The organism is Klebsiella sp. RHBSTW-00215 (genome assembly GCF_014103785.1).
Taxonomy (GTDB): Bacteria; Pseudomonadota; Gammaproteobacteria; order Enterobacterales; family Enterobacteriaceae; genus Klebsiella.
The window spans coordinates 1,330,101-1,345,338 of the sequence record NZ_JABXQS010000001.1 but is presented as its reverse complement, the minus strand read 5'-3'; the positions used below and the strand labels follow the sequence as shown (position 1 = coordinate 1,345,338).

Below are 15,238 nucleotides of genomic sequence, written 5' to 3'. Positions count from 1 at the left end.
GCCGGGCAAAGTGACTCACACCCAATGACTCAGGCAGTCTGCAAAGTTTGTGTCTTTTTCTGGCGGCGGATTTTACGTTCTTCAAAGACCGCGACAATAGCCATCAGGCAGATACAAGCAATCGCCGCCGCATCCAGAGCGGCAAAGGTGCCCGCCCAGCCGGTGAGGCCGAAAATCGGTGTACCGTCGGCAATCATCCCGAGGCCCAGTTTGGCAAAGCTGTCGCCGATCAGATAGGCGAAAGTGCCTTTAATCCCATCGGCAGCGCCAATGGCTTTTTTCGGCACAAAGCCCACGGCGGCAACGCCGATCAGTAGCTGCGGGCCAAACACCAGGAAGCCAAGCGCAAACAGCGATGCCAGGTAGACGTACTGGTTGCTGGCGTGCTGATAAACGCCAAGCGTGGCGATAATCAGCGCCAGCGCGACGCAGGCCACCAGCGCGCGGCGTCCGTTCGCCAGGTCCGACAACCAACCCCACAGCAGCGTGCCGACCAGCGCGCCCACCTCAAACAGGGTAAAGCCCTGAATCGCCACTTCTTTAGAAAGCTTCAGCTCCTGGAAAGCATAAACGGTGGACCATTGGTCGATACCGATACGTACGACGTACAGGAAGATATTGGAGAAACACAGCAGCCAGATAACTTTGTTCTTCAGCACGTACTCGACGAAGATCTGCCACTTGGTCATGGCGTTCTCTTCTGTCTCTTTGTCTTCTTCGCTGATCTCTTCGCCAAACAGCTCTTCAGCGTTGCCGAGGCCGTAGGATTCCGGGGAGTCGCTACCAAAGCGCAGGCCGATAAAGCCCACAATCAGCGCGATGATTGACGGGAAGATAAACATACCGATGACGTGGCCGTCGAACAGATAGTTGGCACCAAACAGCGCCACGCCCGCCGCGCCCGCGCCGCCGAGGTTGTGGGAGATATTCCAGAAGCCAAGGAAGGTGCCGCGCTTACGCCGAGGCGTCCACTTGGTAATGGTCGAATAGCTGCACGAACCGCCGGTGCTCTGGAAGAAGCCGCTCAGGGCGTAGAAAGCAATCATCAGGAACAGGCTGGTCGACCCCGCGCCCATGCTGGCGCTGAAGCCGAGCATACAGATGGCAGAGAGGATCAGCATAAACGGCAGGAACTGCTTGGTGTTCTTGCCGTCGGCGTAGTAGGAGACCAGCGTTTTACCCACGCCGTAGGTGATGGAGAAGCCGAGGCCAATCATCCCCAACTGCGTCATGCTCAACCCGTAGGTGGAGATCATGTCGTTCTGCGCAATGTTAAAGTTCTTGCGGATCAGGTACATGGTCAGGTAGCCGATGAAAACCACCAGGTACGACTGCATGAACGGTTTGAACCACATTTTGCGCCGCGCTTCGAGCGGCAGATCCAGGGTCGGCTTGCGCACCTGGTTTAGAAAGGCCAGCATTTGACACTCCCGAGCTAATTTTTATACCTGCGAATGGCAGGCATTGTAAAAATCAGCCAGGAGACACGCCTGAGACAGCGTCCAGGCGAAACCGGGAAAATTTCTTAGTTTTACGCCATTCGACTGAGAAAGGTGAAGTCGGTCACGCTTCGCGCGGTGCCTGGGCGTTTAAAAACGGCAGCAACAGCAGGGCAGAAATACCGGCCGCAATGGCGATTACCACAAAGAATCCGGTCCAGTGCCAGATCTCCATCACCTGCGCCAGCGGCCAGCCGGAGAGCGATGCCCCCAGATAGGCAAACAGACCAACAAAGCCGGTTGCAGCACCCGCTGCCTCTTTGTGCGAGCACTCCGCTGCCGCCATGCCGATCAGCATCTGCGGGCCAAAAACGAAGAAACCGGTAGTAAAGAAGCAGGCTGCCTGCATTACGTAACTGGCAAATGGCATCAGCCACAGACCGCCGACGGAGAGTAAAATTCCGGCGGCGAAAATCAGGTTCATCGGCCCGCGATTGCCGTTAAACAGCTTATCTGAGCCCCAGCCAGCCACCAGCGCGCCGATAAATCCCCCCAGCTCGAACATGGTCACCGCTGAGTTGGCAGTCACCAGATCGACGCCGAGGGTCTCCGACATATACAGGTTGCCCCAGTCGTTAATCGCCGCCCGCACCACGTACACCAGCACGTAGCACAGGGAGAGCAGCCAGATATAGGGGTTCAGCAGCACGTATTTGGTGAGGATCTCCTTGCGAGTCAGCCCCGCGCCTTCCTGCTGCTGGGCAATCTCCAGCTCATCGTGCCGCCAGTCGCCCACCGCCGGTAGCCCCACAGCCTGCGGCCGATCGCGCAGACGCCAGCAGAGGAACAGTCCGGCGAAGATCGCCAGCATCCCGGCAATCATCATCCCCGTTCGCCAGCCGTAGTGCAGCGCCGCCGCGCCAACCACCATCGGGATCAGCGCTCCGCCAACGTTATGCGCCGTATTCCACAGCGCCCACCAGCCGCCCCGTTCGGTGCGCGAATACCATGCCGTCAACAGGCGGGCGCAGACCGGCGATCCCCAGCCCTGAAAAAAGGCGTTCAGCGCCCACAGCAGCGCGAAGGCCCACAGCGAAGTGGAAAACCCAAACAGGATATTCACGACGCCGGTGGCGACCAGGCCGATGCCCATAAAATAGCGGGCGTTAGAGCGGTCGCTGACGATACCGGAGAAAAATTTCGACAAGCCGTAGGTGATGTAAAACAGCGTTGCCAGCAGGCCGATGTCGCTGCGCGTCAGCACGTTGCTGGCAAGGATTTCCGGTACGGCGGCGTTAAAGCTTTTACGGGTGAAGTAAAACAGCGCGTAGCCCAGCCAGATGGTCAGCAAAATATGCCGACGCCAGTAGCGGTAGCGCTCGTCCAGCGCCTGTTTATCGGCTATCGGTTGAGCGTCCGGCGGGGATTTTAAAAAGGCAAACATCATCGTTCCTCAGGCGTAACGCAGCGGCAGGCTGACGCAAACGCGGGTGCCGTGGGTGCAGGAGATGGTTAAGCTACCTCCCAGCGCCGTCACGCGCTCGCGCATGCCGGTAAGGCCGAAGCCCTGCTGGCCGGAGCCTGGGGGCAGGCCGCAGCCGTCATCCTCCAGAACCAGCATCAGCCGCTGCTCCTGCTGCCAGCCCTGTAACGTGACGGCGCTGGCGCAAGCATGCTTGACGATATTATTCAGCCCCTCCTGGCAAACGCGGAACAGGGTGACACGCTGGTTTTCACTCAGCAGCGATTCATCAATGCGCCACTCCAGGTGGCTGACCATACCGCGATCCTCCAGCTCCATTTCACGCATCAGCGAACGTACCGCCTGCTCAAGAGTGAGGTCATCCAGCTGACGAGGACGCAGGCGGCCCAGCAGGCGGCGCACCGAGTCGTAGACGCCGAGCGAAAGTTGCTCAATCAGCTGGCCGCTCTGCCGAACGCTGGCGTTGTTGGGAGCAAGACGCTGAACGATCCCCGCCTGGGTGCGAATCGCGGTGATGGTCTGGCCGATATCATCGTGCAGCTCGCGGGCCACCTCGCGGCGCACGCTCTCTTCGGTTTCCAGCAGGCGCTCCGCCAGCCGCTGGTTGCGCACCAGCTCACTTTGCAGAGATTGATTAAGCTCGCGTAGCCGCTGAATTCCGGCCCCCAATAGCAGCCCCATCAGGCTTTGCGCCAGCAGCGAAAGCAGTAAATCAACCGGATGATCGTGCCAGGTTTGGCTGGCAATCAGCGCGATGGCGTTCATCAATGTCGCAATCAGCGCGCCCTGCCAGCCGTAGTGCCAGGCGAGAGCGATGATCGGCAGTGCCAGGCAGAAGGGGGTAAAACGCGAGAGTTCGGCAGGCAGCCCGAGCTGTAACCAGAGGCTGATGGTAAACAGCAGCAGATACCAGATAAGGTGCCGCCCGCGCCAGTTCACCGGCTGCGAAACCAGCGATGGCCCCAGCGGCCGCCAGACGGTGCTGGTGAGATAGTGCCAGATAACCAGGCAGGTCGGGGCCAGCGTCAGGCCGCCGGTCAGGGTCAGCAGCAGCGCATTCAGCCCCTCTTTGCCTTCCGCCAGCCACGGCAGCGATTGCAGCAGCGCGGCGGCAATCAGCGCTGCGCCCTGACGCAGTAGGGTGAGCCAGTCGCGCTGATGACGATAGCGCGAGATCAGCGCCACCGGCAGCAGGGTCAGCAGGCTTCCGGTCATCAATATTATCGGGTGCGCCAGTTCCACTTCCTGCGCCAGCCAGAAGAGAAGCAGCCACTCCGCGCCCAGCAATACCGGCCAGTAGCCGCGCGGGCATTGCAGCATCAGGCCAAGACGCAGGCCGAAGGGAAATAGCAATGCCGCAAGGTCGGGACGCTCCACCAGGTGCAGGCTGATGCTCCACAGGCAGAACCAGGCGGCGGAGAAGATAAAGAAACAGCCGATTACCGAGAGCAGTCGGGAGAGAATCGCTTTCATTGCCAGCTATCGAACATCCGGCGCGCCAGCTCAACGTCGTTGCTGACGCCGAGTTTTTCCAGCAGATTAGCTCGATGGACGTGAACGGTTTTCGGCGACAGCCCCAGTTCAGCAGCAATCTCTTTTACCGCCATCCCCTGCGCCAGTTTTTCCGCCACTTCGCGTTCGCGTTTGGTGAGCGGGTCCCGACGCCCGGCCGCCAGCTTTATGGCGATATCCGGCGTCAGGTAGCAGCCGCCTGTCGCCACCGTGCGTACGGCGGCGATCAGTTCATCCGGACTGCATCGCTTGGAGAGAAAACCGCGCGCTCCGGCGTTCAGCGCCTGTTCCACCAGCGCCGGGCTGTCGTGGACCGACAGCATGACGACAGCCATCCCTTTCGGTAATTGGCTCAGCAGCTCAAGCCCGGAGATATCCGGCATCGAGATATCGCAGATGCAGACCTGCACCCCGCGACCGGGCAGCCCCGCCAGCGCCTCTCGACCGGAACCAAATTCGGCGACGACCTGAAAATCGGCTTCCAGCCCCAGCAGTTGGGCAAAGCCGGAGCGGACGATAAGGTGATCGTCGATAAGGGCGATAGTGGTCATGGCGTTTCCTGGCGGGTATAAAAAACGCGCTTACCTTAACGGCAAGCGCGTTGCTGTTCAAGTCTCGAACGATTATTCGAAGAACACCGCAATTTTGCTGAACATGGACGGATCGGACTGGTTGCGTACCACTTTCTCAACGTCTTCCAGCTTTTCGATCTGGCTAATCATCTGCCCGAGGCGCTGATCGTCGTTGACCAATAGCCAGATGCGGCTCTGATTGCTGTCCTGAATCGGCAGGCAAAGAATGCCTTCCACGTTGAAGGCGCGGCGGGCGAACAGGCCGCAAACGTGGGTCATTACGCCAGGATGGTTGCGCACGGTGAGCTGTAGAATAACGTTTTCATGAGTCGCTTGTTGCATGGCTTATTCCCCCACCATTTCAGTATTGGCCGCACCCGGCGGTACCATTGGATACACTTTTTCTTCGGCATCGATACGCACGTGGATCAGCGCCGGGCCTGGGCGGTCGATAATCGCCTGCAGCGCCGCCTGCGGGTCGGCTTCGTTATTTAAATCACAGGTTTGCAGGCCGAAACCGGCGGCGATCTGCATAAAGTTGATCATTCCCGGGTAGGTAGCGGCAAACACGCCCTGCTTATAGAACATGCTCTGCTGCTGATGCACAAGCCCCAGGGCTTCGTTATTCATCAGGATGATTTTCACATCCAGCTGATTTTCCGCCGCCGTCGCCATCTCCTGGATATTCATCATCAGGCTGCCGTCGCCAGAGAAGCAGATAACCTTGCGCTGAGGATTCACCAGCGCCGCGCCAACCGCCGCGGGCAGACCAAATCCCATGGTGCCCAATCCGCCGGAGGTCAGCCACTGTCGCGGACGGTTCAGCGGATAAGCCTGAGCGGTCCACATCTGATGCTGGCCAACGTCGGTGGTGATGATGGCTTCATCATCCACGCAGGCGGCCACGGCGTTAATCAGGCCGTAATGGGAGAGAGGATCTTTCTCCTGCGGGATGTTGCAGGGGAATTCACGCTGCAAATCCGCCACCAGCTGCAGCCATTCGCTGCGCGGCTGCGCCTTGACCTGCGGAATCAACTGAGTCAGCACCTCAGCAACATCACCCTGAATCGCCACGTGCGGCTGCTTGATTTTACCCAGCTCTGAGCGGTCGATATCGACATGAATAATCTTCGCGTTCGGGCAGAACTGCTCGGTTTTACCAATCGCCCGGTCATCAAAACGTGCACCTAAAACAATCAGTAAATCAGCTTCTTGCAGAATAAAGTTGGTACTGCGCGCGCCGTGCATCCCCAGCATGCCCAGCGACAGTGGGTGCGCTTTCGGCAGCATCCCCAGCGCCATTAAGGTCAGGGTGGTCGGCAGGTTGGCTTTCTCCGCCAACTGACGAATCTGCTCAGGAGCGTTGATGACCCCGCCGCCCAGATAGAGTACCGGACGCTGTGCGGCGTTAATCATCGCCGCCGCTTCGCGCACGCTGGCGCTGTCGAACTCCGGGGCCGCCATGCGGGTTCCCGGTTCCGGCAGGACGTCCAGCTCAATGGTCGCCGACTGAACATCCTTAGGAATATCTATCCACACCGGCCCCGGTCGCCCGGACTGCGCGATGCGAAACGCGTCGCTCATCACCTGCGGCAGTTCAGCGATATTGCGCACCAGGTAGTTGTGCTTAGTGATGGGGATAGAAATACCGTAGGTGTCGACTTCCTGGAAGGCGTCGGTGCCGATCATCGAAGCCGGAACCTGCCCGGTAATGCAAACCAGCGGAATCGAATCCAGGCGGGCGTCGGCGATAGCGGTGATCAGGTTGGTGGCCCCCGGGCCGCTACAGGCCATACATACCGCCGGTTTACCCTCGGTACGCGCCATGCCCTGGGCGATAAACCCCGCCCCCTGCTCGTGACGCGCCAGGATGTGGCGAATCTGCGTGCTTTGGCTTAATGCATCGTAAATGGGAAGAATGGAGCCGCCCGGAATGCCGCTGACCGTAGTGATCCCCTGACGCTCCAGTAAATGAACGACTAACTGTGCGCCAGTGAAGCGCATTTTTTGTGATGTTGTGCCCGAACTTGCCATGCTCCAGTCCTTTTATTCTGGGCCGACTTTACGCGTCGTACTTCACGTTGCTGGTGCGTTGGCTGCGCTTGGTCACCCCAGTCACGTACCTATGTACGCTCCAGGGGATTCGCTCACTTGCCGCCTTCCTGCAACCCGAATTACTTAGCGTATCCGGGCGGGGCTCTTAAACGAAAAACCCCGCTCGGTTTGCGCCGGCGGGGTTTGGAATTCGTGTTGTTCCGGACCCTACGGCGCGTTGCCGACGACGACCACCACAGACACGAAGACCACCGCGGCAGGCGCGGTTAGTAGTAGAGTCGAAGTCAGGATGGATGCGTTCATTAGGGACCTGTTGTCTTAAAAAAGTGAATGAATTTATACAAACACAGCTTTTGCCATTTCACAACGGATTTATTTTCAACCACGAGAAACTGCGTGAAGGATCACATTAATTTGCGGAGGGATAAAACAAAAAACCCCGCGCATGGCGAGGTCTTTTGAATGGTGTCTTTGCGGTTGGTAGCCGCGAATACACTGTATTACGTCAACGAAAAAAGTATACGCGATCGACGAAGAAGGCGCAATTTCACGACGGTTTTTGCTGATCTAGAGTATGGATCGCACTCGCATATTTGTCCAAAATATACTGTTCATTTATACAGTAATCATTCTATACTGATGGGGTACGCAGAGTGACATCTGGGGGCCGCACTTTTACCGGCGCAATGAAGTCCTGGCTGAAACGGGTGGTGCCGTCAGTGCCTTAACCCCAGAAGAGCACACTGTGTTACGTCAACAAATACCCTGAATAACTTGGGCTGTAGCCGACAGGCCGCGCCTGAAATATGACGGGTATACCCTGGCTGGCAACAGGCGGCGGAAAGGTACGCCAGCCGGTCGTGCTCCTGAACCAGAGGAGACGCGTATGGGCGGAGTGGATATCGTTGTTCTGATCCTGAAACTCATAGTTGCTGTGTTGCAACTGCTTGATGCAGTCCTGAAGCAGTTCCGCTGATTCAGGTTCAAGTCGCACCTGGGAGGGGCGGGAAACCGCCCCTCTACAGGCTAATCCGATGGAGAAAACCATGGCACCGCTGTTGATTGCCGCAGTAACCCCTGACGACCCAGATTTTACGGCGTTGCGCGCCGAAAGCCTGGCGCAAAACCTGAATATGCTTCGCCGCCTGGCGGAGAATTGGCAGAGTGGGGAAAACCGCTTTGACGCACCGGGAGAAAAGCTGCTGGGGGCCTTTGCGCATGGGCAACTGGTCGGCGTTTGCGGGCTGAATATCGACCCTTTTAGCCAGCAGGTGCGGGCCGGGCGTATCCGCCATTTATACATTGGTGAAAGCCACCGCCGGCAGGGGATCGGGCATCAGCTACTGGTCTCGGTTATCACCCACTCCGGCACCAGCTTTGATTTTCTCAACACCCATGCGCCGTCAACGGCCTGGTCGTTTTATGAAAATCTGGGATTTCGCCCGGTATACGATGAGCCTCAGGTCACGCATCGCCTGTTCTGCTCACTTTAGCCATCGCTGGCTGCCGGGGAATGTGCATGTTACAGTCCAGTGACGATTTATTCCCCATATCCGGGCCGTAATGACCATCACCGTATTCTGTATTTTGCTGTTCGCTGCTCTGCTTCATGCCAGCTGGAACGCTATCGTTAAAGCGAGCGGCGATAAGATGTATGCGGCAATCGGCGTTAGCGGTTCAGCCGCATTAATCGCCCTGGTTTTACTCCCCTTTGCCCCACAACCCGCACTCGCCAGCGTGCCGTTTCTTGCTGTCTCCTGCGCGTTACAGGTGGTGTACACCGTGCTGGTGGCGAAAACCTACCAGGTTTCGGATATGAGCCAGACCTATCCGCTGATGCGTGGAACCGCGCCGCTGCTGGTGGCGATAATCAGCGTCACCTTCCTTGGCGACCATCTCTCGCCGCTGGCGTGGCTGGGGATTGGCGTAATCTGCCTGGCGATTCTGGCGATGGCCTTTAACGGTCGATCCAGTTCAAGTACCGGTATCGTACTGGCGCTGATTAACGCCTGTTTTATTGCCGGTTACACGCTGGTGGACGGAACTGGGGTGCGGCTTTCAGAAACCGCGCTGGGCTATACGCTGTGGACCTTTTTTATGAACGGTTTTTGTCTGCTGAGCTGGGCGATGATCGCCCGACGCCAGCAGGCCAGCCGCTATCTGCGCCAGCACTGGAAGAAGGGAATGATCGGTGGCGTCGGCACCATGGGCTCTTATGGTCTGGCGCTGTGGGCGATGACCCAGGCACCGCTGGCGGTCGTCGCCGCGCTACGTGAGACGTCGATTCTGTTCGGCGCGGTTATCGCTTTTATCCTGTTGAAAGAAAAGGTCGTTCCACTGCGCATTGTTGCGGCTTGCGGTATCGCTGCTGGGGCGATTCTGTTACGGCTGTCTTAATCTGGATATGGCAACATTAGTTGCCGATTTTCGTTTACAAAACCTGCCTGAAATACCCCGATAATCCCTCCGCTCAGGGTTGTTCTGTCATTTTTATGTGGTAGATTCCTCCATCGTTTTGCGGGTGTGTTAGTCACATATTCTTTATCTTCCATATTTCACAAAGTATTCATCGACATGAAACGGCATAAGAACTTCAATTTGTTGTTGATGCTGGTACTGCTGGTGGCCGTCGGCCAGATGGCGCAGACCATATATATCCCGGCGATTGCTGATATGGCGGTATCGCTCAACGTCCGTGAGGGCGCGGTGCAGAGCGTGATGGCCGCTTATCTGCTGACCTACGGCGTATCGCAGCTCTTCTACGGCCCGCTATCGGATCGCGTTGGTCGTCGCCCGGTGATCCTCGTGGGAATGTCTATTTTTATGCTGGCGACGCTGGTTGCCATCACTACCCATAGCCTGCCGGTGCTGATCGCCGCCAGCGCAATGCAGGGGATGGGCACCGGGGTCGGCGGCGTGATGGCGCGAACTCTGCCGCGCGATCTGTATGAAGGCGCACAGCTAAGGCACGCTAACAGTCTGTTGAATATGGGTATTCTGGTCAGTCCGCTGCTCGCGCCGCTGATCGGCGGCATTCTCGATACCCTGTGGAACTGGCGGGCCTGCTACGTCTTCCTGCTGGTGCTTTGTGCTGGCGTGACCTTCAGCATGGCGCGCTGGATGCCGGAAACCCGACCAACCGGCGCACCGCGTACTCGGCTTATCACCAATTACAAAACGCTGTTCGGCACCAGCGCGTTTAACTGCTATCTGCTGATGCTAATCGGCGGCCTGGCGGGTATTGCTGTGTTCGAAGCCTGTTCCGGCGTGCTGATGGGCGCGGTGCTGGGCTTGAGCAGCCTGTCGGTGAGCATTCTGTTTATTCTGCCAATTCCGGCGGCGTTCTTTGGTGCGTGGTTTGCCGGACGCCCGAATAAACGCTTCCCGACGCTGATGTGGCAATCGGTGATTTGCTGCCTGCTGGCGGGGGTGATGATGTGGATCCCGGGCTTGCTGGGCATAATGACCGTCTGGACCCTGCTGGCACCTGCCGCGCTGTTCTTTTTTGGCGCGGGGATGCTGTTCCCGCTGGCGACCAGCGGCGCGATGGAGCCATTTCCGTTCCTCGCCGGAACCGCCGGGGCGCTGGTGGGCGGGCTGCAAAACATTGGCTCCGGCGTGCTGGCGTGGTTGTCGGCGATGATGCCGCAGACCGGTCAGGGCAGCCTGGGTCTGTTAATGATGCTGATGGGCTTGCTGATTCTGCTGTGCTGGCTGCCGCTGGCATCGCGGTTTAGCCGCCACCAGCAGCCGGTTTAAAGCTTCGCCGGTTCGCGACGCGGGCTACCGGCCCGCAGATGGCGGTGAACTCGTAGGGGGAATCAGCCGCCAATTCCGTGGCTAATCAGTGCCAGCGCGTGGCTGACAATCATCTGCTTGTTCACTGATTGCAACCGCACATCGGTATGGGTACGGGAAAACGGCACCAGTACCAGGCTTATTAAGGTGGTAAACAGCAGCTCCGGCGACAGCGCCGGGTTGAGTTTGCCCTCCTGCTGCCAGCGGCGCACCGTCGCCAGCATTTTGTGGTATTTCTCATCGCCAAAACGCGCGTGCATATGCTGACGCAGTACCGGCATCTCGCCGATGATCTCCTGCATCCACAGCGGTGCGAACCATGCATTTTTCTCCGCCATCGCCGCCAGGGTTTCAATAAGCAGGGTAAAAGCGGTCACCGGCTCATCGCTATGTTCAACAAAAATCAGGCCGATGTCGTTGCGCAGCGGCATAAAGCGCTCTTCGACCAGCTTTTCCACCAGCGCCTCCCGCGAGCTGAAATAGTAGTGCAGCATCGCGGGCGTCACCCCCGCTTCTTTGGCGATGGCGTTCAGTGAAATTCGCGCGATCCCGTGGCGGGCAAACAGCGCCAGGGCAATATCCATCAGCTGTTCGCGGTTGGCGGAGCCGGATTTCTGCCCGCGCGGGCGACCGGGGCGACGTGGAGCTTCATTGTCTTTTTGTGCTGACATCGTATGGCGATCCCTTGACCTGATTCATCATTTCCCTAAATATTAATTATGTATTTAATTAATTTCAAGCGAGTGATGCTATGACATCTGAAGTCGCGAGCCAACCGGCGGTACCCTCAATCCGCCTGCTCTTCAGCGCTCTACTGCTGGTCATGCTGCTATCAGCGCTGGACCAGACTATTGTTTCGACCGCGCTGCCGACCATCGTCGGCGAGCTCGGCGGGCTGGATAAACTCTCGTGGGTCGTGACCGCCTATATCCTCAGTTCGACCATCGCGGTGCCGCTGTACGGCAAATTTGGCGATCTGTTCGGGCGGAAAATCGTCCTGCAGGTGGCGATCGTGCTGTTCCTTGCCGGTTCCGCCCTGTGCGGGCTGGCGCAGAACATGACCCAACTGGTGCTGATGCGTGCCCTGCAAGGGTTGGGCGGCGGTGGTCTGATGGTGATCAGCATGGCGGCGGTGGCCGATGTAATCCCGCCTGCTAATCGCGGTCGCTATCAGGGGTTATTCGGTGGTGTTTTTGGCCTGGCGACGGTGATCGGGCCGTTAATCGGCGGCTTCCTGGTGCAGCACGCCTCCTGGCGCTGGATTTTCTACATCAACCTGCCGCTGGGCCTGTTCGCGCTGCTGGTGATCGGCGCGGTTTTTCACAGCAGCAACAAGCGCAGCCAGCACCAGATCGACTGGCTGGGGGCAATTTACCTCAGCATGGCGCTGCTGTGCATCATCTTGTTTACCTCCGAGGGTGGCAGCGTTCGCGCGTGGAGCGACCCGCAGCTATGGTGCATTCTGGCCTTTGGCGTGGTGGGGATTATCGGTTTTATTCATGAAGAACGACTGGCCGCAGAGCCGATTATTCCGCTCTCATTGTTCCGCAACCGCAGCTTTCTGCTTTGCAGCCTGATTGGCTTTGTTGTTGGGATGTCGTTGTTTGGTTCGGTGACCTTCCTGCCGCTCTATTTGCAGGTGGTAAAAGCGGCGACGCCGACCGAGGCGGGGCTACAGCTAATCCCGCTGATGGGTGGTCTGCTGCTGACCTCGATCATCAGCGGACGCGTTATCAGCCATACCGGTAAGTACCGGGTGTTTCCGATTATCGGCACCCTGCTGGGCGTGGTGGGAATGGTGCTGCTGACGCGCATAACCATCCACTCGCCGATGTGGCAGCTGTATCTTTTCACCAGCGTGCTGGGAGCGGGTCTGGGACTGGTGATGCAGGTGCTAATACTGGCAGTGCAGAACGCGATGCCTGCGCAAATGTACGGCGTGGCAACCTCCGGCGTGACGCTGTTCCGCTCGATTGGCGGCTCTATCGGCGTGGCGCTGTTTGGCGCGGTATTCACTCATGTATTGCAAAATAACCTGCAACACCTGCTGCCGGAAGGTGCGCAGCTGCCGCGGGCGCTGAATCCGGCGGCGGTACAGAATTTGCCTGCGGAGATTCGTCTGGATTACCTCGACTCCTTCGGGGCCGCTATCCACGCGGCGTTCCTGATGGCGGCCTGCATTATGGCGGTGGCGTTTGTGCTCTCCTGGCTACTGAAAGAAGCACCGCTGAAAACGACCGCCCGCTAGGCGGTGGCGGCAATACGCAGCAGCGCCCGACGCAGGGCGGGCGCGGCGAAATCGATAAATTTACGCAGCTTGAGCGGGGCCAGGTCCCGGGCGTTAGAGAGCAGATGCACCGGCGCGGGTTCCGGCTCCATCGTTTGAAAAATTAGCTTCAGTTCGCCGCACACCAGGCCATCGATAGCCTGGTAATGCAGCAGGCGCGCCACGCCAGCCCCCAGTCGGGCGGCATCGGCGGCGCTCTCCGGGGTGGTCACCGAAAGCATCGGAGCGAGCGCGACCAGCCGGTCTTGCGCTTCTGTAGTATTAAACCGCCAGCCGCTGTAGGGCATCGGCGACTCAATGTGAATCATCGGCAGCATGGTCAGATCGCGCGGGCGTTCTGGCGTGCCGTGTTTTTCCAGCAAGCCCGGATGCGCACAGGTGACGATGCGCATCTCACCAAGGCGGGTCGCCACCATCCCGCTATCCGGCAAGGCACCGATACGTACCGCTAAATCAACATGCTCGTCCACCAGGTTGGCGTTGCGATCGCTAAGCAGTAAACGGACGCGAATCTGCGGGTAACGGGCAAGAAATTCCGTGATTACCGGTAAAACGTGCAAACGACCAAACATGATAGGCGCAGAGATCGTCAGCTCGCCTTTTGGTTCCTGATATTCGCCCACCGCCTGGCGCTCGGCGCTCTCCACCTCTTCGAGGATCCGTCGCGCGGCGGCGACATAATCGGCTCCGGCGTCGGTCAGCGTTAGCTTGCGGGTCGTACGGATGAGCAGCCGCACGCCGAGCGCATTTTCCAGTTCGGCAATATTGCGGCTGACGGTGGTCAGAGGCGTATTTAGCGCCCGCGCCGCTGCCGACATACTGCCGAGTTCAGTCACTTTCACCAGCAGCGCCATGGCGCTGAGTCGGTCCATAATTATCCCGTTTTTCGGAAAGATGATTGCCAGATCCCCACTATTATCTTTTTTGTCGACACAGTCCATGATGAGTCATGCCACATCGCCTTCGGAGGAATTATGTCAGCAGACTTTCTTGATATCGCCATGACCCCTAACGTGATGGATGTTCAGCATGAGATGGGCAGCGATGGGATGTGGCAGTCGCCGCATCGCCCGCGTAGAGGCGAGCGCTTCAGCGACAGCGAAGAGGGGATGATCGCCACCCGCGATAGCTTCTACCTGGCGACGATTTCGCAAACCGGCTGGCCCTATATTCAGCATCGCGGCGGCCCGGTGGGTTTCCTGCATCTGCTGGATGGGACCACTCTGGCGATGGCGGATTTCTCTGGAAATCGCCAGTACATCACCACCGGCAACCTGCGCGGTAGCGACCGGGCGTGTCTGTTTTTGATGGATTACCCGCGCCGTGCCAGGCTGAAAATCTACGCCACCGTAGAAGTCGTGGCAGCGGAGAGCGACTCGGAACTATTGGCGCGGGTTACGCCGGAGAACTACCGGGCCAGAATCGAGCGCATTTTTCGCTTTCATTTACAGGCCTTTGACTGGAACTGCCCTCAGCATATTACCCCGCGCTACACCGCCCAGCAGGTGGCGGAGTATAGCCAGACGCTGCAACAGCGTATTGACGATCTGGAGCGGGAAAACCAGCGCCTGCAACAGCTTATTCATACAGGAGAACAATGATGACCGAACAACGCCCACCGCTGCCGCCGTTTACCCGCGAGAGCGCCGCGCAAAAAGTGCGGGCCGCCGAAGATGGCTGGAACAGCCGCGATGCCGGAAAGGTCGCGCTGGCCTACACCGTCGATAGCGAATGGCGTAATCGCAGCGAGTTTGTGCACGGCAGGACGCAAATTATCGACTTTTTGCAGCGAAAATGGCGTAAAGAGCAGGAATACCGTCTGATTAAGGAACTGTGGGCGTGGAGCGACAATCGTATTGCGGTGCGCTTCGCCTATGAGTGGCACGATGACAGCGGCAACTGGTTTCGCTCCTACGGCAATGAGAACTGGGAGTTTGATGAACGCGGCCTGATGCACACGCGCTACGCCTGCATCAACGACCTGCCGATTGCCGAGAGCGAGCGCCTGTTCCACTGGCCCCAGGGCCGTCGCCCGGACGATCACCCGGGATTGAGTGAACTGGGGCTGTAAGGTGCGTCCCCCGCTCTAGAG

At 58.5% G+C, this 15,238-nt stretch carries 15 protein-coding genes and 1 pseudogene; 7 read left to right on the top strand and 9 right to left on the bottom strand.

Annotation, left to right across the window (positions count from 1 at the left end):
• Nucleotides 1–29 precede the first annotated feature (29 nt).
• The 7 genes from uhpT to ivbL all read right to left on the bottom strand — a co-directional run bounded on the left by uhpT (nt 30) and on the right by ivbL (nt 7,364).
• Nucleotides 30–1,421: a hexose-6-phosphate:phosphate antiporter gene (uhpT, locus tag HV127_RS06470; RefSeq protein WP_110275942.1), complete on the bottom strand. Its 1,392-nt coding sequence runs from the start codon at nt 1,419–1,421 to the stop codon at nt 30–32.
• Nucleotides 1,422–1,563: 142 nt separating this feature from the next.
• Nucleotides 1,564–2,883, bottom strand: a complete 1,320-nt coding sequence (locus HV127_RS06465; protein ID WP_112216090.1) for an MFS transporter — start codon at nt 2,881–2,883, stop codon at nt 1,564–1,566.
• A 9-nt stretch (nt 2,884–2,892) separates the two neighbouring features.
• Nucleotides 2,893–4,374 carry a signal transduction histidine-protein kinase/phosphatase UhpB gene (gene uhpB, locus HV127_RS06460; protein ID WP_182240576.1) on the bottom strand — a complete coding sequence of 494 codons (1,482 nt, stop codon included), beginning with the start codon at nt 4,372–4,374 and terminating at the stop codon, nt 2,893–2,895.
• A gap of 17 nt (nt 4,375–4,391) precedes the next feature.
• Nucleotides 4,392–4,985 carry a transcriptional regulator UhpA gene (gene uhpA, locus HV127_RS06455; protein ID WP_142464207.1) on the bottom strand — a complete coding sequence of 198 codons (594 nt, stop codon included), beginning with the start codon at nt 4,983–4,985 and terminating at the stop codon, nt 4,392–4,394.
• Nucleotides 4,986–5,057: 72 nt separating this feature from the next.
• On the bottom strand, nt 5,058–5,348 hold the full coding sequence (gene ilvN / locus HV127_RS06450) for an acetolactate synthase small subunit (RefSeq protein ID WP_004107116.1): 291 nt from the start codon (nt 5,346–5,348) through the stop codon (nt 5,058–5,060).
• Between the two features lie 3 nt (nt 5,349–5,351).
• Complete coding sequence (gene ilvB / locus HV127_RS06445; protein ID WP_182235360.1) at nt 5,352–7,040, bottom strand: acetolactate synthase large subunit; 1,689 nt, start codon at nt 7,038–7,040, stop codon at nt 5,352–5,354.
• Nucleotides 7,041–7,268: 228 nt separating this feature from the next.
• Nucleotides 7,269–7,364, bottom strand: coding sequence for an ilvB operon leader peptide IvbL (gene ivbL / locus HV127_RS06440; protein ID WP_182235359.1), 96 nt, complete (start codon nt 7,362–7,364; stop codon nt 7,269–7,271).
• 558 nt (nt 7,365–7,922) lie between these two features.
• On the opposite strand from ivbL, the pseudogene tisB reads away from it, so the two are divergent.
• The 4 genes and pseudogenes from tisB to emrD all read left to right on the top strand — a co-directional run.
• Nucleotides 7,923–8,037: pseudogene (tisB, locus tag HV127_RS06435) on the top strand (type I toxin-antitoxin system toxin TisB); the annotation flags it as partial.
• A 70-nt stretch (nt 8,038–8,107) separates the two neighbouring features.
• Nucleotides 8,108–8,554 carry a GNAT family N-acetyltransferase gene (locus HV127_RS06430; RefSeq protein WP_182235357.1) on the top strand — a complete coding sequence of 149 codons (447 nt, stop codon included), beginning with the start codon at nt 8,108–8,110 and terminating at the stop codon, nt 8,552–8,554.
• Between the two features lie 70 nt (nt 8,555–8,624).
• Nucleotides 8,625–9,458 carry a DMT family transporter gene (locus HV127_RS06425; protein ID WP_182235356.1) on the top strand — a complete coding sequence of 278 codons (834 nt, stop codon included), beginning with the start codon at nt 8,625–8,627 and terminating at the stop codon, nt 9,456–9,458.
• 177 nt (nt 9,459–9,635) lie between these two features.
• Nucleotides 9,636–10,820 (top strand): multidrug efflux MFS transporter EmrD, encoded by a 1,185-nt coding sequence (emrD, locus tag HV127_RS06420; protein WP_182235355.1) that lies wholly within the window; start codon nt 9,636–9,638, stop codon nt 10,818–10,820.
• A gap of 62 nt (nt 10,821–10,882) precedes the next feature.
• On the opposite strand, the gene HV127_RS06415 is transcribed toward emrD, so the two are convergent.
• Complete coding sequence (locus HV127_RS06415) at nt 10,883–11,530, bottom strand: TetR/AcrR family transcriptional regulator (RefSeq protein ID WP_182235354.1); 648 nt, start codon at nt 11,528–11,530, stop codon at nt 10,883–10,885.
• An 80-nt stretch (nt 11,531–11,610) separates the two neighbouring features.
• On the opposite strand from HV127_RS06415, the gene HV127_RS06410 reads away from it, so the two are divergent.
• Complete coding sequence (locus tag HV127_RS06410) at nt 11,611–13,107, top strand: MDR family MFS transporter (protein WP_182235353.1); 1,497 nt, start codon at nt 11,611–11,613, stop codon at nt 13,105–13,107.
• Here HV127_RS06410 and HV127_RS06405 read toward each other — a convergent pair.
• Nucleotides 13,104–14,018: a LysR family transcriptional regulator gene (locus HV127_RS06405; RefSeq protein ID WP_182235352.1), complete on the bottom strand. Its 915-nt coding sequence runs from the start codon at nt 14,016–14,018 to the stop codon at nt 13,104–13,106. The genes HV127_RS06410 and HV127_RS06405 overlap by 4 nt on opposite strands.
• A gap of 102 nt (nt 14,019–14,120) precedes the next feature.
• Here HV127_RS06405 and HV127_RS06400 point away from each other — a divergent pair, with 102 nt between their 5' ends.
• Both HV127_RS06400 and HV127_RS06395 read left to right on the top strand, forming a co-directional pair.
• Nucleotides 14,121–14,747, top strand: coding sequence for a pyridoxamine 5'-phosphate oxidase family protein (locus HV127_RS06400; protein WP_182235351.1), 627 nt, complete (start codon nt 14,121–14,123; stop codon nt 14,745–14,747).
• On the top strand, nt 14,747–15,217 hold the full coding sequence (locus HV127_RS06395; protein ID WP_110275929.1) for a nuclear transport factor 2 family protein: 471 nt from the start codon (nt 14,747–14,749) through the stop codon (nt 15,215–15,217). Before HV127_RS06400 ends, HV127_RS06395 begins: the two co-directional genes overlap by 1 nt.
• Nucleotides 15,218–15,238 lie beyond the last annotated feature (21 nt).

Bases quoted from the DNA above. Each gene is read 5' to 3' on its own strand.
- uhpT (WP_110275942.1), bottom strand. From the start codon at position 1,421: ATGCTGGCCTTTCTAAACCAGGTGCGCAAGCCGACCCTGGATCTGCCG.
- HV127_RS06465 (WP_112216090.1), bottom strand. From the start codon at position 2,883: ATGTTTGCCTTTTTAAAATCCCCGCCGGACGCTCAACCGATAGCCGAT.
- uhpA (WP_142464207.1), bottom strand. From the start codon at position 4,985: ATGACCACTATCGCCCTTATCGACGATCACCTTATCGTCCGCTCCGGC.
- ilvN (WP_004107116.1), bottom strand. From the start codon at position 5,348: ATGCAACAAGCGACTCATGAAAACGTTATTCTACAGCTCACCGTGCGC.
- ilvB (WP_182235360.1), bottom strand. From the start codon at position 7,040: ATGGCAAGTTCGGGCACAACATCACAAAAAATGCGCTTCACTGGCGCA.
- ivbL (WP_182235359.1), bottom strand. From the start codon at position 7,364: ATGAACGCATCCATCCTGACTTCGACTCTACTACTAACCGCGCCTGCC.
- HV127_RS06430 (WP_182235357.1), top strand. From the start codon at position 8,108: ATGGCACCGCTGTTGATTGCCGCAGTAACCCCTGACGACCCAGATTTT.
- HV127_RS06425 (WP_182235356.1), top strand. From the start codon at position 8,625: ATGACCATCACCGTATTCTGTATTTTGCTGTTCGCTGCTCTGCTTCAT.
- emrD (WP_182235355.1), top strand. From the start codon at position 9,636: ATGAAACGGCATAAGAACTTCAATTTGTTGTTGATGCTGGTACTGCTG.
- HV127_RS06415 (WP_182235354.1), bottom strand. From the start codon at position 11,530: ATGTCAGCACAAAAAGACAATGAAGCTCCACGTCGCCCCGGTCGCCCG.
- HV127_RS06410 (WP_182235353.1), top strand. From the start codon at position 11,611: ATGACATCTGAAGTCGCGAGCCAACCGGCGGTACCCTCAATCCGCCTG.
- HV127_RS06405 (WP_182235352.1), bottom strand. From the start codon at position 14,018: ATGGACCGACTCAGCGCCATGGCGCTGCTGGTGAAAGTGACTGAACTC.
- HV127_RS06400 (WP_182235351.1), top strand. From the start codon at position 14,121: ATGTCAGCAGACTTTCTTGATATCGCCATGACCCCTAACGTGATGGAT.
- HV127_RS06395 (WP_110275929.1), top strand. From the start codon at position 14,747: ATGACCGAACAACGCCCACCGCTGCCGCCGTTTACCCGCGAGAGCGCC.